General features: G+C 74.5%; 19 protein-coding genes and 1 pseudogene. 12 read left to right on the forward strand and 8 right to left on the reverse strand.

All coding sequences use genetic code 11. The features are described 5' to 3' along the window. Positions 1-174: pseudogene (locus tag IE312_RS44690) on the forward strand (serine hydrolase); the annotation flags it as partial. A 363-nt stretch (positions 175-537) separates the two neighbouring features. After that, complete coding sequence (locus tag IE312_RS24580) at positions 538-951, forward strand: SRPBCC family protein (RefSeq protein WP_189984504.1); 414 nt, start codon at positions 538-540, stop codon at positions 949-951. Between the two features lie 80 nt (positions 952-1,031). On the opposite strand, the gene IE312_RS24585 is transcribed toward IE312_RS24580, so the two are convergent. After that, entirely contained in the window at positions 1,032-2,570 is a 1,539-nt protein-coding gene (locus IE312_RS24585; protein WP_189984699.1) for a hypothetical protein, read from the reverse strand. 276 nt (positions 2,571-2,846) lie between these two features. Between IE312_RS24585 and IE312_RS24590 the strand changes: the two genes are divergently transcribed. The 10 genes from IE312_RS24590 to hypA all read left to right on the forward strand — a co-directional run bounded on the left by IE312_RS24590 (position 2,847) and on the right by hypA (position 11,735). After that, entirely contained in the window at positions 2,847-3,956 is a 1,110-nt protein-coding gene (locus tag IE312_RS24590; RefSeq protein ID WP_189984505.1) for an FUSC family protein, read from the forward strand. Further along, positions 3,953-5,182: a PP2C family protein-serine/threonine phosphatase gene (locus IE312_RS24595; protein WP_229900396.1), complete on the forward strand. Its 1,230-nt coding sequence runs from the start codon at positions 3,953-3,955 to the stop codon at positions 5,180-5,182. Before IE312_RS24590 ends, IE312_RS24595 begins: the two co-directional genes overlap by 4 nt. Before the next feature lie 191 nt (positions 5,183-5,373). Further along, positions 5,374-6,837, forward strand: coding sequence for a hypothetical protein (locus tag IE312_RS24600; RefSeq protein WP_189984506.1), 1,464 nt, complete (start codon positions 5,374-5,376; stop codon positions 6,835-6,837). Beyond that, on the forward strand, positions 6,834-7,922 hold the full coding sequence (locus tag IE312_RS24605) for an NADH-quinone oxidoreductase subunit B family protein (protein WP_189984507.1): 1,089 nt from the start codon (positions 6,834-6,836) through the stop codon (positions 7,920-7,922). Before IE312_RS24600 ends, IE312_RS24605 begins: the two co-directional genes overlap by 4 nt. A 73-nt stretch (positions 7,923-7,995) precedes the next feature. Beyond that, entirely contained in the window at positions 7,996-9,789 is a 1,794-nt protein-coding gene (locus IE312_RS24610; RefSeq protein WP_189984508.1) for a nickel-dependent hydrogenase large subunit, read from the forward strand. After that, positions 9,782-10,333, forward strand: coding sequence for a NifU-related iron-sulfur-binding protein (locus tag IE312_RS24615; protein WP_189984509.1), 552 nt, complete (start codon positions 9,782-9,784; stop codon positions 10,331-10,333). Before IE312_RS24610 ends, IE312_RS24615 begins: the two co-directional genes overlap by 8 nt. After that, positions 10,330-10,926, forward strand: a complete 597-nt coding sequence (locus tag IE312_RS24620; protein ID WP_189984510.1) for a DUF5947 family protein — start codon at positions 10,330-10,332, stop codon at positions 10,924-10,926. Before IE312_RS24615 ends, IE312_RS24620 begins: the two co-directional genes overlap by 4 nt. A gap of 20 nt (positions 10,927-10,946) precedes the next feature. Beyond that, a complete protein-coding gene (locus IE312_RS24625) occupies positions 10,947-11,153 on the forward strand; it encodes a hypothetical protein (RefSeq protein WP_189984511.1) in 207 nt (68 codons plus the stop codon). A 68-nt stretch (positions 11,154-11,221) separates the two neighbouring features. Beyond that, a complete protein-coding gene (locus IE312_RS24630) occupies positions 11,222-11,371 on the forward strand; it encodes a hypothetical protein (RefSeq protein WP_190045739.1) in 150 nt (49 codons plus the stop codon). Between the two features lie 7 nt (positions 11,372-11,378). Then, positions 11,379-11,735 (forward strand): hydrogenase maturation nickel metallochaperone HypA, encoded by a 357-nt coding sequence (hypA, locus tag IE312_RS24635; protein ID WP_189984512.1) that lies wholly within the window; start codon positions 11,379-11,381, stop codon positions 11,733-11,735. A gap of 20 nt (positions 11,736-11,755) precedes the next feature. On the opposite strand, the gene hypE is transcribed toward hypA, so the two are convergent. The 7 genes from hypE to IE312_RS41740 all read right to left on the reverse strand — a co-directional run. After that, a complete protein-coding gene (hypE, locus tag IE312_RS24640) occupies positions 11,756-12,838 on the reverse strand; it encodes a hydrogenase expression/formation protein HypE (protein WP_306419813.1) in 1,083 nt (360 codons plus the stop codon). After that, positions 12,831-13,976 (reverse strand): hydrogenase formation protein HypD, encoded by a 1,146-nt coding sequence (gene hypD, locus IE312_RS24645; RefSeq protein ID WP_189984513.1) that lies wholly within the window; start codon positions 13,974-13,976, stop codon positions 12,831-12,833. Before hypD ends, hypE begins: the two co-directional genes overlap by 8 nt. After that, positions 13,973-14,263 carry a HypC/HybG/HupF family hydrogenase formation chaperone gene (locus IE312_RS24650; protein ID WP_189984514.1) on the reverse strand — a complete coding sequence of 97 codons (291 nt, stop codon included), beginning with the start codon at positions 14,261-14,263 and terminating at the stop codon, positions 13,973-13,975. The genes hypD and IE312_RS24650 overlap by 4 nt, the downstream gene beginning before the upstream one ends. A gap of 3 nt (positions 14,264-14,266) precedes the next feature. After that, positions 14,267-16,627: a carbamoyltransferase HypF gene (gene hypF / locus IE312_RS24655; protein ID WP_189984515.1), complete on the reverse strand. Its 2,361-nt coding sequence runs from the start codon at positions 16,625-16,627 to the stop codon at positions 14,267-14,269. Continuing rightward, positions 16,624-17,343 (reverse strand): hydrogenase nickel incorporation protein HypB, encoded by a 720-nt coding sequence (gene hypB / locus IE312_RS24660; RefSeq protein WP_189984516.1) that lies wholly within the window; start codon positions 17,341-17,343, stop codon positions 16,624-16,626. The genes hypF and hypB overlap by 4 nt, the downstream gene beginning before the upstream one ends. 75 nt (positions 17,344-17,418) lie before the next feature. Continuing rightward, the gene (locus IE312_RS24665) at positions 17,419-17,982 is read right to left on the reverse strand and encodes a hydrogenase maturation protease (RefSeq protein ID WP_189984517.1); all 564 of its coding nucleotides are present in this window, start codon (positions 17,980-17,982) and stop codon (positions 17,419-17,421) included. Then, a partial coding sequence (locus tag IE312_RS41740; protein WP_229900397.1) for an enoyl-CoA hydratase/isomerase family protein occupies positions 17,979-18,953 on the reverse strand: 975 nt, incomplete at its 5' end. The genes IE312_RS41740 and IE312_RS24665, both read right to left, overlap by 4 nt.

Consider the following 18,953-nt stretch of genomic DNA (forward strand, 5'->3'; position numbering starts at 1 on the left):
CTGAAGAACGGCTGGCTGGAGCGGAACACCACGGGGCTGTGGGACGTCAACAGCGTCGGCCGGGTCACGGTGAAGGGACACCGGTACCTCGTCGCGGTCCTCTCCGACGGCAGCGCGACCATGGCCGACGGCGTGTCCCTGGTGGAGCGGACGGCCCGTGCGGCCGTGTCCTGAGGGACGCGGAGTGACACGCCTGTGACGGGGGGCGGACGGCTTCATGCAGTCCGGTGAGCAATCTGGTGGAACAAGGGCACATCACCCTGAACGGACAGCCCCCAGCCGTTCCGCCGGAGGAATCGCCATGAGCGCCGTCCTCACCCCCTCGCCCACCGGGGCACCCGCGCCGGCTCCGCGCGAGCGGGAGACGCTCCGGCCCATCGCCGCCGGCCGGCGGACCGCCCGGCCGACGTACCCCGCCTTCCGGAGCCGAGTGCGCCGCGGAGCCCGGGCGCAAGGGGCCGCGTGCGGGGCTTTTCGGCCGCCGTGGAAGGGGCACGCGGTCGGGGTACGACTTCCGACCGGAGGAGCGGTGCCACGATGGCCGAGTACGAGCGTTCCCGCACCATGCCCGCACAGCCCGAGCACATCTTCGACCAGGCGGCCAACGTCCACCAGCTCGACGACTGGCTGCCGGAGGCCCTGCACGTGGACGCCGGGGATCCGCCCGCCGTCACCGTGCACGAGGACCGCTCCGGCCAGGACATGCCCGCCCTGCTGCGCGCCGAGCCGGAACAGATGCGCCTGGAGTGGGGCACGCGCGAGCAGGGCAGCTACACCGGCTGGCTCCAGGTCGCGGGCATCGGCAGCGGGACCAGCGAGGTGACCGTGCACCTGTCCTTCTTCGAGGACGCGCACGATCCGGGTGAGCAGGCGGTGTGCGACGCCCTCGACGGCAGCCTGCGCAGGCTGGAGGAACAGGTGCGGCTGCGGGTCGACAACGCGGCCGGCTGAGGCGGGGCGTCCGGTGCGCCGGTCCCCGCCGCGGCGGGAGCTGACGGCCGCGGGCCCGGTGGGCCCGTGGCCGCCGCCGGTCAGAAGCCGGATCCCAGCCGCTGGGTCGAGTAGGCGCACTCGGTGTAGATGTAGCCGGACCTGAGCCGGGCGGTGTCCGAGGCCGGGGTCGCGGTGCTGCCCCCGTTCGGCTTGTGCACGAAGTAGGTGGTGCCCACCGGCAGGCTGATGGTGTGCTGCGGGTAGTGCCTGCTGCTGTCGTGGCACGGTTTGAAGGACTTGAACACCGTCTCCGCCCACGTGTACGCCTTGCAGCCGCCGCAGCCCTTGAGGGTGAAACTGCCGGTGACCGGGCCGGTGTACAGGACGGTGATGTCGTCCGGGCTGTCGTTCTTGACCGTGACGGAGATGCTCCCGCCGGAGGCCGTGGTGGGCAGCTTCCGGCCGGCCGCGGGAAGCGTCCGGGCGACCTCGGCGGCTATGGCGACCTTCTGGGCCCGGGCCCGGTTCGGGTCGTGCCGGTGGCCGGCGGCGAACTGCTCCATGGTCTTCTGCGCGGACGCGAAGTCGCCGTCCCGGTACTGGTCGACACCGCAGGCGTAGGTACCCGAGTCCCCGCTGCGGCCGGCCCGGCTCGCGGTGCTCGCCAGCCGGCCGTCCGTGTCACGGCCCGCGCCGGCCAGCTCGGCGATCCGGGTGTCCAGGTCGTGCAGCCGCCCGACGGCCGCGCAGGGGTCGTCGCCCCCGACCGCCTTCTCCTGCTTCCGCACCGCCGCGTCGACGGCGGGCGCCACCTTGGCCGCCGCCCCGGACCGCGGGAAGGTGTCCAGCAGGTCGCCGAAGCGGCTCACCCAGTCCGCCTCGCCGGCCGCCAGGTGTTGCTCCCCGCACCCGTACAGGGCGTCGGCGAGCCGGCCGTCGGGCCAGCCGGCCAGCGAGCCGAGCTGCTCCCGGGGCATGGTGTCGGGCACGGTGCGCAGGTACGTCAGCGGCTCCACGGCGTCGCAGTACCGGCCGTGCCCGTAGGCCGCGCCGACGGTGGTGTAGTAGGTGCGCAGGCTGCCGGGGAGTCTGCGGGCCGCGCGGGATCCGGAGTGGTGCACGGCGATGTCGCGGTACACCTCCAGGGCCCTGCGGTAGTCCGGCGTGGCGGAGCCGAAGGACCGCCGGCCGCTCTCGGCCACCAGGTCGTCGGCGCGTTGCAGGCGGCCGAGCAGCGCCTGTTCCACGGCTTCCTCGTGGGCGTGCCGGTACCAGAGGGCACCGCCGGCGGGCACGGCGAGCAGCAGGAGGCCCAGCAGCAGCGCGAGGGGCGCCCTGCCGGGCCGGGCGAGCGGGGTGCGCAGGCCGACGAGGCCGCCGTGGACGGCCGCCGCCAGCAGGACCACGGCGTAGCCGGCGAGCGCCGCCGCGGGGACACCGTCGGCGTCCGCCGGGAGCGCCACGAACAGCAGGACGGCGGTCGCCGCCCAGCAGGCGGCGGCCGGCAGCCGGCGGCGCAGGAGCACGTAACCGAGGCCGAGACCGCTCAGGTTGAGCAGGGCGACCGCGGCGGCCCGCCGGGCGTCCGGCGGCGCGGGCGGCGGGCTCGCCGGCCGGGGCGGCGGCGCGGGCGGCATGGGCGGCACCGGCGGACCGCCGTACCCCTCGTGCGGACCGTACGGACCTGTGGACATGACGGCTCCCCCCGGTCAACTGCCCCCGCTTTTCTGCGGATCCGCAGTGTACGGGTGCGGGCGCGAACCCGACAGAGGACCGAAAGCGGGTCCTTTCCTACACGACCTTTATTTGCCTCCCGCCCCATTTGTCCGATTATCCTGGGCGGCCTTGCCGGGCCCGCCGAACGGCCCGGCAGGATTCCGACGAGGAAGGACGAGGAAGGGGGCGACGACGGCATGCGCGGCGTACGGTGGTCCGCTCTGCCCGCACGGATGAGACGCCTCGGCCGTGCCCACTGCGCCGAGGCCGCCCGGGCGACCGTGGCCGCCGGGCTGACGTGGCAGACCTGTACGGCACTGCTGCACACGACCGGCCCGTACGCGGGAGCCGTCGCGGCGCTGCTCATCGTCGAGACGACGGTGGTGCGCACGGTCTCCGCCGCCCTGCGGTACGGCGGGGGCTGCCTGCTGGGCGTGCTCGTCGCCGTGCCCGCGGCCTGGTACGCCCGGCCCCAGGCGGCCGGTCTGCTCCTGGTGGTCTTCGCCTCCGTGCTGCTCGCCCGGCGCGACTTCCTAGGACACCACGGCATCCACGTGCCGACGACCGCGCTCATCACGTTCGCCCTGGTCCGGGACCGCCACTCCGGCGAGCTGTACTCCCACCTGGCGGAGATCGTGCTCGGCATCGCGTTCGGGCTGGCGTGCAGCGCGCTGCTGTTCCCCGCGGTGCGGGTGCGGTCGGCCGAGCACGCGCTGGAGGAGCTCCGGACGCTCGTCGCCCGGTACCTCGACGCGCTGGCCGACACGGTCGTGGACCGCCGGCCGCCCCGGGACGTGCTCGGCCCCGCCTGGGAGCAGGACCTCGACCGGGCGCTGCAGCGGGCGCGCACGGCCGTGGACGAGGCGCACGAGAGCGTCCGCTGGAACCCGCGGCCTGCCGCCCGGCGCCGCCGCTGGCACCTGGACCACCGGGTGCTGCGGACCCTGTCCGAGGTGGCACACGAGCTGACCGCCACGGGCCGGCTCCTGGACGCGCACCCGCAGGCGGCCGGCGCCTGCGGTCCCGGCACCGGGTTCGCCCAGCCGTACGCCCGGCTGCTGCGCACCACCGCGCTGTGCGCCTACTCCTGCCGGGGCGGCCGGCCGCACCCCGCCCTGCCCGCGACCCGGCGCGCCCTGACCCGGCTCGGCACCGCCCGCCACGGTCCCCCGGCCACCGGGACCGAGGCCGGCCGCCTGCTCCGGCACCTGGAGTCGGCCCTGTCCTGCCTGTCGGCGCCGCCGCCCGCCCCGCCCGTCCGCACCCACCGGGCCCTCGGCCCGCTACGGCCCTCCTCGAGACGATGACCCACACCCCTGCCGCGCACACCGCCCCCGCGTCCCGTACGACCGCGTCCGCCGAGCCCCGGCACCCGGCCCGGACCCTGGTCCGCCGCCTGGTGCGGTCCCGGTCGCTGCTCGCGGCGGCTCCCGTCGCCCTGATGACGGCCGTCGCCCTCACCGATCTGCTCACTCCCGACTGGCTGCACGTCTCACCGGTGATGGCCGCCGTGCCGGTGCTGGCGTCGGTACTGCTCCCGCTGTGGGCCACGGCGTCGCTGGGCTGCGCCGCGCTGGCCGTGACCGCCGCCCTCCAGGCGGACGCCGGGCAGTGGGGGCGTCCGGACTCGGACGTCGTGCTGTTCAGCCTGTTCGTGGTCGGCCTGACCTCGATGGCCGCCTGCTGCCTGCGCGGGCGCCGGGAGCGCCAGTTGCAGCAGATCCGTTCGGTGGCGGAGACGGCACAGCGGGCGCTGATGCACCCCCTGCCCCACCGGATCGGTTCGCTGGCCCTGCGCGGGGTGTACCTGCCGGCCGAGTCGGAGGCGAGGATCGGCGGCGACTTCTACGAGGCGCTGGCGACGCCGTACGGCACCCGGATCCTGGTCGGCGACGTCCGGGGCAAGGGGCTGCCGGCCGTCGGGGCCTCCGCCGCCCTCCTCGGCGCCTTCCGGGAACTCGCGCACCAGGAAAGGTCGTTGACGCGGGTCGCCGAACGGCTGGACGAGCGGGCCCGGCGGCAGATCGCCGCCGTCGACGGCATCCTGGAGGAGGGCCGCACGGACGGCGCGCTGTTCACCGAGCGGTTCGCGACCGCGCTGCTGGTGGAGTTCCCGCCCGGCGAGCCGCTGGCCCGGCTCGTGCACTGCGGGCACCCCGAGCCGTTCCTGGTGCGCGCGGGACGGGTGCACGGCGTACTCCCCGACCGCCCCGGTGCCCCCCTCGGCCTCGGCGACCTGCTGGAGACGGCACCGCCCGTCCAGACGCTGCCGTTCGGCCCGGGCGACCGGCTGCTGCTGTACACGGACGGATTCGTCGAGGCCCGGGACCGGCACGGCCGCTTCCTCGACCTGACCGCCCGCGTCGAGGCGCACGCCGGCCGGCCCCTGGAGGCGATGGTGGCCGGGCTGCGCCGGGACCTCGGCCGCCACGTGCGCGGCGACCTCGGTGACGACGCGGCGCTGGTGGCGCTGGAGCGGCTGCCCGCACGACCGGACGCCGCGCCCCCCGGCCACCGGCCCGCCGCCCCGTGAACGATACCGTCCGGGCCGCCTCCACCCGTCCGCGCGCCCGACGGCACAGGGCTCCGTACACCCGGACCGCCGCATGGTCGCCCCCGTGATTCCACCGTCCGGCCCAATGACGGTGCGTCCGAGGGGCGGACGGGCGCGTCCGGTGTGACCGTGGGAAGGGCATCCGCGATCACGAGTGGCGAGGAGACGGCATGGCGAACGGAGCCAGCGAGGGCTGTGCGCAGCTGAGTGCCGTGGCGGACGCCGTGCTCTACGAGGGGTACCTGCTGTACCCCTACCGCCGGTCCTCGGCGAAGAACCGCGTCCGCTGGCAGTTCGGGGTGCTGTTGCCCCGCGACTGGGTGGAGCGGGACGGGCCGGTCACGCCCGGCGTCTCCGGCTCCGCCGACTCTTGGTACCAGCAGACCGAGTGCCTGCTGCGGGTGTGCCGCCCCGACGCGGCCGTCCGCGTGCGGGTGCGGTACCTGCAGCTCCAGCACAAGCAGGTCGAGGCGGCCGACGGGGCGGGCGGGCACCGCCCGGTCGAGTCGCTGCGCACCGCCGACGGGGTCACCCACCTGTCGTTCGAGGAGGCGGTGCCCCGCGAGACCGAGCTGGTGCTGGAGCTCGCGGAACTGGCGCGCGAGGGGCGCACCGCCGCCGTGGGCGCGCCGGCCGGCACGGAGTACGAACCGCTGCCGGACGGCGCGGGGCGGACCGTGCGGCGGCGCCGCGAGGTGCGGGCGCGGACGACGGTCGTGGCCGAGCCGCTCGGGCCGGAGCTGTACCGGCTGCGGGTGCGCACCGAGAACACGGCCGGCGCGGCGGAGCCGGCGGCCCCGCGCGGTGCGGCGCTCGGGCAGGCGCTGCTCGCCACGCACACCCTCCTCGCCGCGGACGGCGCCGAGTTCGTGTCGCTGATCGACCCGCCCGCCGGTCTCGCCGGGCAGGTGCGCGGCTGCCGCAACGCGTTCACGTTCCCGGTGCTCGGCGGGACACCGCCCGAGCCGGCCGGCGACGACGGCGCCACCGGGGCGCTGCTGCTCTCCGCGCCGATCATCCTCCCGGACCACCCGCAGGTGGCGCCGGAGAGCCCGGGCGACCTGCACGACGCGGCGGAGATCGACGAGATCCTCACCCTGCGCACGATGCTGCTGACCGACGAGGAGAAGGCCGAGGCCCGGGCCACCGATCCGCGGGCCGCACGGATCCTCGACCGGGTGGACACCATGCCCCCGGAGGTGTTGTCCCGGCTGCACGGCGCCATCCGCTCCCTGACCCCGGCGCGGCGCCCGGCCGCCGGACGGCCCGCCTGGTGGCGGGAGGGCGCGGACGACGGGCTGTCCCCGGCGACGGACACCGTCCTGGTGGACGGGGTGCCCGTGGGCGGCGGCAGCCGGGTACGGCTGTGCCCGCGCCGGGGCGCCGACGCCCAGGACATGTTCCTGGACGGGCGGACCGCGCAGGTGGCGGCGGTCTTCCACGACGTGGACGGCAGCGTCCACCTGGCCGTCACCGTGGACGACGATCCGGCCGCCGAACTGCACGACTGGTACGGCCGGTTCCACTACTTCCGCCCCGACGAGGTGGCACCGCTCGACCGGGCCGAGTGCGCCGCGTCGGCCGCCGCCCACGATCCAGTCCGAGACCGGCTGCAACGGAGGCCGCAGACATGACCACACAGAGCGGTACCACGGAAGTCCAGGGCGAGCCCAGCAGGGCCGAGGCACGGGAGGGCTTCGACGAGATCACCATCCTGTGGATCTCGGAGGGCATGAGCTGCGACGGCGACACCGTCTCCCTCACCGCGGCCGGCCAGCCCTCGATCGAGGACGTCGTGCTCGGCCTCATCCCGGGCCTGCCGAAGGTGAACCTGGTCAACAAGGTGCTCTCGCCCAGTCTCGGCGGGGAGCACTTCCTGGCCCCGTACCGGGCGGCGGCGCGCGGTGAGCTGGAGCCGTTCATCCTGGTGATCGAGGGCTCCATCCCGAACCAGAACATCATCGAGGGCGACGGCTACTGGACGTCGTTCGGCAACCACCCGGACACCGGTGAGCCGCAGACGCTGAACGAGTGGATCGACGACCTCGCGCCCAAGGCGTGGGCGGTGATCGCGGCCGGTACCTGCGCGACGTTCGGCGGCATCCACGCGATGGCCGGCAACCCGACCGGCTGCATGGGCCTCGCGGACTACCTGGGCTGGGACTTCAAGGCGCGCTCCGGTCTGCCGGTGGTCAACGTGCCGGGCTGTCCGATCCAGCCGGAGAACTTCATGGAGACCCTGGTCTGGACGCTCCAGCACGCGGCCGGTGCCGCTCCCCCGCCGCCGCTGGACCACATGCTGCGTCCGCAGTGGCTGTTCGGCAAGACCGTGCACGAGGGCTGCGACCGGGCGGCGTACTACGAGCAGGCCGACTTCGCACGGGACTACAACTCCCCGAAGTGCCAGGTGAAGGTCGGCTGCTGGGGTCCGGTGGTCAACTGCAACGTGCCCAAGCGCGGCTGGATGGGCGGCATCGGCGGCTGCCCGAACGTCGGCGGCATCTGCATCGGCTGCACCATGCCGAGCTTCCCCGACGCCTTCATGCCGTTCATGGACGAGCCCCCGGGCGGCACGCTGTCGTCGATGGTGATCAAGCCGTACGGGGCCGTCGTCCGCCGGCTGCGCGGCCTGACCAACGACCTGGTGAACCACGAGCCCAAGTGGCGCCACAACAAGGAGAAGCTGACCAGCGGTTACGACCCGCACTGGCGCGCCTGACGCCCTGGCGTCCCCGTCCCGCCACCGATCCGACCGATCCGATCGACCCGAACAGCGAGGGGCAGTACCGCAGATGACCACCACCGAGTCCCGGCCCACCGACCGCAAACCCGCCCAGCTCGTCGACATGTCCTGGGACCCGATCACCCGGATCATCGGCAACCTGGGCATCTACACGAAGATCGACTTCGCCAACCGGGAAGTCGTGGAGTGCCACAGCACCTCGTCGCTCTTCCGCGGCTACTCGGTGTTCATGAAGGGCAAGGACCCGCGGGACGCCGGGTTCATCACCTCGCGGATCTGCGGGATCTGCGGCGACAACCACACCACCTGCTCCAACTACGCCCAGCAGATGGCCTACGGGGTCAAGCCGCCGAAGCTGGCCGAGCACATCACCAACCTCGGCGAGGCGGCGGAGTACATCTTCGACCACACGATCTTCCAGGACAACCTGGTCTTCGTGGACTTCTGCGAGGCGATGGTCAAGGCCACCAACCCCGGTGTCCTGGCCCGCGCCGAGCGCACCGACGCGCCCCGCGGGGACATCCACGGCTACCGCACCATCGCCGAGATCATGAAGGCCTTCAACCCCTTCGAGGGCGAGGTCTACAAGGAGGCGCTGAAGGTCAGCCGGATCACCCGGGAGATGTTCTGCCTGATGGAGGGGCGGCACGTGCACCCCTCCACGCTGTACCCGGGCGGGGTCGGCACGATGCCGCAGCCGAACACCTTCACCGACTACCTCAGCCGTCTGATGCGCGTCATCGACTTCATCAAGAAGGCGGTGGCGATGAACGACGACGTCTTCGACTTCTTCTACGAGGCGCTGCCCGGCTACGAGGAGGTCGGCAAGCGCCGCATCCTGCTGGGCTGCTGGGGCGCCTTCCAGAACCCGGACGTCGTCGACTACCGCTACGCGACGATGAACGAGTGGGGACGGGCGATGTACGTCACCCCGGGCATCATCGTGGACGGGCAGCTCGTCACCAACAACCTGATCGACATCAACCTTGGCCTGCGCATCATGCTGGGCAGCTCGTTCTACGAGGACTGGGTCAACGAGGAGCCGTTCGTCACCCACGACCCGCTCGGCAACCCGGTCGACATGCGTCACCCGTGGAACCAGACCACCGTGCCGGTGCCGCAGAAGCGGGACTTCGAGGGCAACTACAGCTGGGTGATGAGCCCGCGCTGGTACCACCCGGGGACGGGCGAGCACCTCGCCCTGGACACCGGCGGCGGCCCCCTCGCCCGGCTCTGGTCGACCGCGCTGAGCGGTCTGGTCGACACGCCGTACGTGAAGGCCTCCGGCGGCAGCATCCGCATCACCCTGCCCCGGGGCGAGAAGCTGCCGGAGACGACCCTGGAGTGGCGCATCCCGAAATGGAGCAACACCCTCGAACGCGACCGCGCCCGGCCGTACTTCATCGCCTACGCCGCCGCCATGGCGCTGCAGTTCCTGGAGGAGGCGATGGGGATGATGCGCAGCGGCGACACGAAGGTGTACGAGAACTTCGAGGTGCCGGACGAGTCGATCGGCTGCGGCTTCCACGAGGCGGTGCGCGGTGTCCTCTCGCACCACCTGGTGATCCGGGACAAGAAGATCGCCAACTACCACCCCTACCCGCCCACCCCGTGGAACGCCAGCCCGCGCGACATCTACGGCACCCCGGGCCCGTACGAGGACGCCGTCCAGGGCCAGCCGATCTTCGAGGAGAACGGCCCCGACGACTTCAAGGGCGTCGACATCATGCGCACCGTCCGCAGCTTCGACCCCTGTCTGCCCTGCGGTGTCCACATGTACATGGGCAAGGGCAAGACCCTGACCACCGTGCACTCGCCGACGTACGGAGCGAACCATGGCTGACACCGCCGCACGGCTGCCGGACCCGGCGGTGGAGGCGCGCCTGGCCCGGCTGGACGAGGTGCTGGCCGGCCTGGAGAGCACGCCGGCACCGGCGCTGGAAGCGGTGCGGCTGCTGACCGAGGTCTACGGCGAGGCCCTCGCCCGGGTGCTGGACCTGGCGGAGCAGCCGCTGCGGGAAGAGCTGGCCGCGGACGAGCTGCTCGGGCACCTGCTGGTGCTGCACGACATCCATCCGGAACCGCCCGAGCACCGGGCCGCCCGCGCGGTGGAGAAGCTGCGGCCGGCGGTGCGCGAGCGCGGCGGCGACCTGGAGTGGGCGGGCGTCGACGGCCGCGTGGCCCGGGTACGGCTGCGCACCGGCGGCTGCGGTTCCGGCTGCGACGGTGGCGCGGGCGATCCGCTGGAGGCCGTGCGGGCCGCCGTCCTGGCGGTCGCGCCGGAGCTGGAGGCGGTCGAGCCGGTCGCCGAGGAGCGCCGGCCGGCGCCCGCGTTCGTACCGCTGAGCACGATCAGGCGCCGGGCGCTGCCCCAGGAGGCGCGGTGACCGCGCACGGCGCGCTCGCCCGGGTCATCCGTTCCGCCGCCGACCGGGCGGTGCGGGACGACTCCGAGGTGTGCGAGCTGTGCGCCGCCCGCGTGAGCGCGGAACACGCCCACCTGTACGACACCGGGGCCGCCGAGGTGCGGTGCGCGTGCCGCCCCTGCTCGGTGCTGTTCGCCGACGGCGGGGCCGGGGAGGGCCGCTACCGGCTCGTGCCCCGGCGCCGGCTGCGGCTGCCGCCGGTCGACACCGGGGTGCTGGGTGTGCCGGTGGGGCTGGTGTTCTTCGTACCCCGCTCCGACGGCACGGTCACCGCGCAGGGCCCGAGCCCGGCGGGCGCCATGCGGTGGGAGGTGGACGCGGCGGCCTGGCAGCGGCTGGCCGCCACGGTTCCCCAGCTCGCCGCCATGACCCCCGACGTCGAGGCGCTGCTGGTCAACACCGTGCGGGGTGTCGACGCACACTGGATCGTGCCGGTCGACGACTGCTACCGGATGATCGCCCTGGTCCGCCGCGAGTGGCAGGGGCTGTCCGGTGGCGGCCGGGTCTGGTCGGCCGTAGAACAGTTCTTCGGGGAGCTGACCGAGCGGTCGTGAGGACCGGAAGGAGACCTCAGATGGGCAGCATCCGAGTGGGCCGCCCCCAGGCGAAGCCCGACACGCCCACCCATGTGCGCGGACTGCACCAGGGGAACAAGGGCCCCTACGCACAGCAGCAAGGACACCACGAGGACGGCAGCTCCGACGCGCGCCGCTCCACCGGTGTCCACTGGAAACGGCATGACGCCCTGGTGAAGGACATGCCGAACATCTCGCCGGGATGAGGAGGCGGAAAGTGACCGTCATCAACATGGGCATGAGAAGCATGAGAAGAAGGACCGCACGGCGCGGCATGTCGGGACGGCAGCTGCTCGCGGCCCAGGCCGCGGTGGCCGGCAGCCTGGCCGCGGTCCTGCTGGTCAAGGAACTGCCGGGTCTCGTGCGCGAGCTGCGGATCTACCGGATGACGGGGGGCCTGCGCGCCCACCGCCGGTACCCGTGAGGCCCGGGTGCACGAGCTGTCGATCGCGAGCGCGATCGTGGAGCAGGCGGCGGAGATCGCCCGGGCGGACGGCGCGGACGGTGTGTCGTCGGTGACGGTCAGGGTCGGTGAGCTGGCCGGTGTCGTCCCGGACGCGCTGCACTTCGCCTTCGAGGTGGCGCGCGACGGCACGGCCCTCGCCGGGGCCCGGCTGATCGTGGAGCAGGTCCCGGCGGTGGCGTGGTGCGGCGGGTGCGCCGAGGAGTTCGCGGTCGGCATGCCGCCGTTCTTCTGGTGCCCGCGCTGCGACCGGCCGTCGCAGGAACTGCGCGGCGGCCGGGAGCTGGAGATCACGGAAGTGGCGCCGGTCCCGGCCCCGGCCTGACGGCGGGGCCGGGGGGCGGTTCAGCAGATCCGGGGCAGCTGCTCGCCGAGCGGCAGGTCCAGCACCCGGGTGCCGCCCAGGCCGGTGGCGACGACCACCATGCCCGGGTGGTCGGCGACGCACTCGCCGACGCGGGCCGCGCCTGCGCCCTGCTGGTGGGCCCGCATCGCCGCCAGGACGGCCTCGGCGTGCTCCGGGGGCACGAAGGCGACGAGCCGGCCCTCGTTGGCGACGTACAGAGGGTCGAGGCCCAGGAAACCGCAGGCGTTCGCGACCTCGTCCGGCACCGGGATCGCCCGCTCCACCAGCCGTACACCGGTACCGGAGGCGCGGGCGATCTCGTTGAGGGAGGCGCCCAGGCCGCCGCGGGTGGGATCGCGCAGCACATGGAGGTCCGGGGTGACCGCCAGCATGGCGGCGACCAGGTCCGCGAGCGGCGCGGTGTCGGAGGCGATCTCCACGCCGAACTCCAGGCCCTCGCGCACGCTCATGACGGCCACGCCGTGCAGGCCGATCGGGCCGCTGACGAGGACGACGTCCCCCGGCCGGGCGCGTTGCGGGCGGATGTCGACGCCGTCGGGGACGAGGCCGACACCGGCGGTGGTGACGTAGACGCCGTCGCCGTGCCCGGACTCGACCACCTTGGTGTCGCCGGTGGCGACGGTGACGCCGGCCGCCTCGGCCGCCGCGCCGACGGCGCGCGCCACGCGCTCGACCACGGCCAGTTCCACACCCTCCTCCAGGATGAAGGCGGTGGACAGGTACGCGGGCCGGGCGCCGCTCATCGCCAGGTCGTTGACGGTGCCGTTGACGGCGAGGTCGCCGACGCTGCCGCCGGGGAAGAACAGCGGCCGTACGACGTAGGAGTCGGTGGAGAAGGCCAGCCGGGCGCCGCCCAGGTGGAGGACGGCCGAATCGGTGAGGGCGGCCAGGGTGGGGTTGCCGTAGGCGGGTGCGAAGACCTGCTGGACCAGCTCCGCCGACAGGGCGCCGCCTCCGCCGTGGCCCATGACGACGACCGGCTGGTCGCGCAGGGGGGCGGGGCAGGTCCAGTTCGCGGGGTCGACGGCGGTCCGGGGGGATTCGGTGGCGAGGTCAGCCAACGGGGTTCATCTCCTCGCGCGGGATCCTCGATCCCCGGGGTGCCGGGGTGTCGGTCATCCTGCGGTACAGGTAGTAGGCGGCGCAGGCGCCCTCGCTGGAGACCATGGTGGCGCCGAGCGGGGTGCGCGGGGTGCAGGTGGTGCCGAACGCTGCGCATGCGGTGGGCTTGATCAGGCCCTGGAGGACCTCGCCCGCGCGGCACTCGGCGGGTTCCTCGGTGCGGATGCCGCTGACGTCGAAGCGGTGTTCGGCGTCGTAGGCGCGGAAGGCGTCGGTGAGCCGCCAGCCGCTGTCCGGGATGCGGCCGATGCCCCGCCAGTTGCGGTCGGTGACCTCGAAGACCTCCTCGATCATGCGGACGGCCGCCGGGTTGCCCTGCTCCCGCACCGCGCGGGGGTAGGCGTTCTCCACCCGGTGTTCGCCGCGTTCCAGTTGGTGGACGGCGCGGCGGATGCCCTCGAGGATGTCCAGCGGCTCGAAGCCGGTGACGACGAGCGGGACGCGGTGCCGCTCGGCGAGGTCCGGGTACTCGGCGGTGCCCATCACACTGCACACGTGCCCGGCGGCGAGGAAGCCCTGCACCCGGCAGTCGGGGGCGGTCATGATGGCCTCGATGGCCGGGGGGACCCGGACGTGGGAGACCAGCAGGCTGAAGTTGGCCAGGCCCAGGCGGCGGGCCTGGTGCACGGCCATGGCGTTGGCGGGGGCCGTCGTCTCGAAGCCGATGGCGAAGAACACCACCTGCCGGTCGGGGTTTCTGCGGGCCAGGTCCACGGCGTCCAGCGGCGAGTAGACGACCCGGACGTCACCGCCCTCGCCCTTGACCCGGAACAGGTCCCGGCCGGTGCCGGGCACGCGCAGCATGTCGCCGAAGGAACAGAAGGTCACCTCGGGGCGTGCGGCGATCGCCAGGGCCTTGTCGATGACGTCGAGCGGGGTCACACAGACCGGGCAGCCCGGACCGTGGATCAACTCGACCTCTTCGGGGAGGAGTTGGTCGATTCCGTGACGGATGATGGAGTGGGTCTGGCCGCCGCAGACCTCCATCAGGGCCCAGGGTCGGGTGGCCGTGGACCGGATCTCGTCCAGCAGCCGGCCCGCCAGCTGGGGGTCGTGGAACTCGTCGATGTACTTCACCGGGCCTCACTTCCGCTCTCCTGCCGTGCCGCCTGCTCCCAGGCGTCGCCGAACTCCTCCTCCAGCAGGCCGAGCTGCCCGAACAGTTCCAGGGAGGCGCGGGCCGACTCCTCGTCCAGGCGCTGCAGCGCGAAGCCGACGTGGACGATGACGTACTCCCCCACCTGGATGTCCGGGAGGTACTCCAGGCAGGCCTGTTTGCGTACGCCGCCGAAGTCGATCAGGCCGGTGAGCGGGTCGGCGCGGTGGTCGATGGACACGACCTTGCCGGGCACTGCCAGACACATGGGTCACTCCGTCTCGTGGTGGACTGCGGTTCCCGCGACCATCAGCTGGCCGAGTGCCAGACCGCCGTCGTTCGGGGGCACTTCGCCGTGCCGGAGGACGGTGAAACCGGCGGTGCCGAGCAGCACGGCGGCCTCCTCCTCCAGCAGGGCGTTGGCGAAGACGCCGCCGGTGAGGGCGACGGTGGTGCGGCCGGTGTCCGTCCGGACCCGGCAGCAGACGTCCGCGACCGCCCGGGCGACGCCCCGGTGGAAGCGGGCGGCCAGGACGGGCACGGGGGTGCGGCGGGCCCGGTCGGCCAGCAGGGCGCGGAGGGCCGGGGCGGGGTCCATCTCCCACGGCAGCCGCCCGGCGGCGATCCCGAACGGGTACGCCGCCTCGTCCGCGTCGCCCGCCTCCAGCGCCGCCGCCTCCAGCTCCAGCGCCGCCTGCGCCTCGTAGGCCGCGCGGTGGCACAGCCCGGCCAGGGACGAGACCGCGTCGAAGAGCCGGCCCATGCTGGAGGTCGGCACGCAGGCCAGCTGACGCGTCAACTGCCGTGCAAGCAGGGCGCGTTCGGACTCGGTGCACGCCTCGACGCTCGGCAGGCCCGGAGTCCACGGCAGTCCCGCCGCCCACAGCCGGGCCAGCGCCAGGCGGCAGGGGTTGGCCACGCCGGCGTCCGCGCCGGGCAGCGGGGCGGGAGTCAGCCGGGCCAGCCGCCGGTAGCCGGTGTAGTCGGCCAGGAGGATCTCGCCGCCCCACACCGTGCCGTCGTCGCCGTACCCGGTCCCGTCGAAGGCGACGCCGATCACGGGCTCGCTGCCGTCGAGGCCGTGTTCGGCCATCGCGGCGGCGATGTGGGCGTGGTGGTGCTGGACCGTGACCGGCCCGCGCCGCAGCCCGAGCCGGGTGGCCGTGCCGCGGGCCCGGCGGGTCGAGTGGTAGCCGGGGTGGCGGTCGGCGGCCACCCGCCGCGGGGTGACCCCGGTGAGGCGGCCGAGGTGCCGCTCGGCCCGTTCGGCGGCCTCCAGCGCGGCGAGGTCGGCCATGTCGCCGATGTGCGGCCCGAACCACGCCTGGTCGGCCTCGCCCAGGCAGAGGGCGTTCTTCAGGTCGCCGCCGACGGCGAGCGTCGGCCGGACCGGGACCGGCAGACGCAGGGGCCGGGGGACGTAGCCGCGGGAGCGGCGCAGGACCTGTTCGCTGCCGTCGGCGCGGACCCGCAGGAGTGAGTCGTCGCAGGGGCACGCGACGGGCCGGTCGTGGGTGAGCCAGGCGTCGGCGATGCCGGCCAGCCGGGTCAGCGCCTCGGTGTCGTCGGTGACGATGGGCTCGCCGGAGCGGTTGCCGCTGGTCATGACCAGCAGCCGGGGACCCGGTGGATCGCCGGGCAGCCCGAACAGCAGGGTGTGCACGGGGGTGTAGGGCAGCAGCAGGCCGATGTGCGGGCTGCCCGGGCAGACCTCGGCCGCCGGCCGGGGCCCGTCCCCGGGGCTGCGTCTGCGCAGCAGGACGATGGGCCGGCGGGCGCCGGTGAGCGCGGCCCGTTCGGCGGCGGACAGCACTGCGACGCGCTCCGCGGTGCCGAGGTCGGCGCACATCACCGCGAAGGCCTTGCCGCCCCGCTCCTTGCGGGCCCGCAAGGTGGCGACGGCCCGGGCGTCGGTCGCGTCGCAGGCCAGGTGGTAGCCGCCGACGCCCTTGACGGCGACGATCCGCCCGGCGGCGAGCAGGGCGCGCGCCGAGGCGAGGGCCTCCGCGTCCCGGGCCGCGCGGACGCCGAGACCCGCGGCCGGGACGAGGGCGAGGCGCGGGCCGCAGCCGGGGCAGGCGACGGGCTGGGCGTGGAAGCGGCGGTCGGCGGGGTCGCCGTACTCGCGGGCGCAGTCGGGACACATCGGGAAGCCGGCCATGGTGGTGGCCGGCCGGTCGTACGGCATCCCGGTGGCGATGGTGAAGCGGGGGCCGCAGTGGGTGCAGGTGACGAAGGGGTGGCGGTGCCGGCGGTCGCCCGGGTCGGCGAGTTCGCGCAGGCAGTCGGCGCAGGTCGCGGTGTCGGGCGGGAGCTGGGTGCGGCCCGGGGCGCGTTCGGTGGGGCGGATGGTGAAGGGGCCGGGGGCACCGGTGGCGGGGACGTCCTCGCAGCCGACGCCGGTCACCGTCGCCAGCGGGGGCGGCTGCTCGGTCAGCCGGCCGGCGAACCGGTCCACCTCCTCCGGCGGCCCCTCGACCTCGATGAGCACGCCGTCGGCGGTGTTGCCGACGAACCCGGCCAGTGCGAGTCCGGCGGCCAGGCGGTGCACGTAGGGCCGGAAGCCGACGCCCTGGACCGTGCCGCGGACAGTGATCCGGCGGCGGACCGGGCCGGTGGCGGGCGCGGTCACGAGGCGGGGGCGGACGCCGGGTGGTGATGGGGGTGCGGGGCGAGCGGCGGGCGGTGCGCCGGGCCCGTGTCGCGGGCGGCGAGGACGTGGTCGAGGAGGGTGCCGACGCCGGTGCCGGTGCGGGCGCACGACCGTACGATCTCCACGCCCGGGTTGACCTGGTGCACGTTCTCGTGGAAGAGGCTCTCGTCGAAGCCGGCCGGCCCGGCGAGGTCGGTCTTGGTGATGACGACGAGGTGGGCGGAGCCGAACGCGGTGGGGTACTTCAGCGGCTTGTCCTCGCCCTCGGTGACCGCCATCAGCACGATCCGCAGGGTCTCGCCGAGGTCGTACGAGGCCGGGCAGACCAGGTTGCCGACGTTCTCCACGAACAGCACGGAGGTGTCGGGGGGCAGCCAGTCCGCCAGGCGGGCGCGGACCTGTCCGGCCTCCAGGTGGCACAGTCCGTCGGTGAGCAGCTGCCGGACGGGCGCGCCGGAGCGGGCCAGCCGGACGGCGTCGTTCTCGGTGGCCAGGTCGGCGGTGAGCGCGGCCACCGGCACGCCCCGCTCCCTCGCCCGGGTCAGCACCCGGGCGAGGAGTTCCGTCTTGCCGCTGCCCGGGCTGGACAGCAGGTTGACCAGGGTCACGCCCTGCCCGGCGAGATCGTCGCGCAGGCCCGCGGCCAGCCCGTCGTTCTTGGCCAGGACGGCCTGTCTGAGATCGGACCGGCACATGGGCGCTGCTCCTCGGGTGCGGTGACGGGGGTCCGGGCCGCGTCCGGCGCGGCCCGGGTCCCTCCGATCTTCGGCTCAGCGTGGCGCCGTACCGGGCAGCGCAGCCGCGTGCGCGGTCCCGGATTCCACCGGGCGGCCCAACGGGGGCAGGGGCGCGGCCGGGTCGGCGAGCAGGGCGGGGACGAGCGCATGCAGCGCGTCCACGGCCCGGCCGACGGCTTCGAGCACCGGTGCGCTCAGTCCGGGCAGGAGGTCGTCGCCGCTCGGCAGGACGCCGGGTTCGCAGGCCAGGACGAGGACCCGGGGCAGCGGCTCGTCGCCGAGGTGGGTGGCCAGGGCCAGCACCTTCGCCGGGTCCATGCCGTGGGCCTCGGGCGGAACGGTGCCGTCGGGGGGTTCGGCCTCGATCAGGGACAGGGTGCCGGGGCGGTGGCCGCGCGGGGCCGCGTCGACCAGGACGGCGGTGGCGTACCCGGACAGCAGGTCGTAGGCGAGGTCCAGGCCGCGGATGCCGTAGTCGCGCACCCGCGCCCCGGGCGGCAGCGGACGGGATCCGAGGGCGCGGATCACCTCGGGGCCGAAGGCGTCGTCGGCGAGGAAGATGTTGCCGACTCCGGCCACCAGCAGCGGGGGCGTCACCGGAGGTCCCCGGCGGGCGCGGCGAGGGGCCGGGGCGAGCCGCCCGGGGTCTTGCGGACGAAGGCCGCGCGCAGCGCGTGGTAGGGGGCCTCCGGGTCGAAGAAGAGGGCGTGCATGCGGGCCAGCTCCTCCTCCCGGTACCGGGCGAGGGGCCGCCGCCGCTCGTCCGCGGCCCGGGTCGCCGCCTTGGCGGCGAGCCGCCGGTCGAGGTCCGGGGCGCCGGCGAGCCCGGCCGCCAGCCGTTCCGCCTCCGCCGCGAAGTCCCCGGGCGCGGCCGGTACGAGCCGGTCCACGAGGCCGAGCCGCTCGGCGCGGGCCGCGCTGACCGGCAGGGCCTCGGTGGTGAGCCGCTCGGCCCGCTCCGGTCCGACGCGCCGCGGCAGGGTGTACGTCCAGTACTCGGAGCCGTACAGGCCCATGCGCCGGTAGTGCGGGTTCAGGACGACACCCGTCCGGCACCACACCTCGTCGGCGGCGAGGGCCAGCATGACCCCGCCGGCCGCCGCGTTGCCGGCGAGCGCGGCCACCACCAGCCGGTCGGTGGTGCGCAGTACGGCTTCCACGAGGTCGTCGATGGCGTTGAGGTTGGTCCAGGACTCCTGGGCGGGGTCGGGGGCCGCCTCGATGACGTTGAGGTGGATGCCGTTGGAGAAGAAGTCGCGGGTGCCGCCGAGGACGAGGACGCGGGTGGGGCGGGCGAGCGCCTCGGTGTAGGCGGCGAGCAGTCTGCGGCACTGGTCGGTGCTCATCGCGCCGCCCGGGAAGGAGAAGCCGAGGAAGCCGACGTCACCGCTCTGGCGGTAGCGGATGTCGCGCCAGGTGCGCCGGCCGGGCGGGAGGTCCGGCGGGGCGGGGACCTCCGGGAGCGCGAGGCCCGGCTGGTGGGCGCGCAGTACGGCGGCGGCCGGCCGGCGGAAGGGCGCCGGGTCGCCGGAGTTCTTGCGCGGGCGCAGCTCGGGGATCCAGACGGC

The organism is Streptomyces capoamus, assembly GCF_014654935.1.
In the GTDB taxonomy this organism is placed as follows: Bacteria; Actinomycetota; Actinomycetes; order Streptomycetales; family Streptomycetaceae; genus Streptomyces; species Streptomyces capoamus.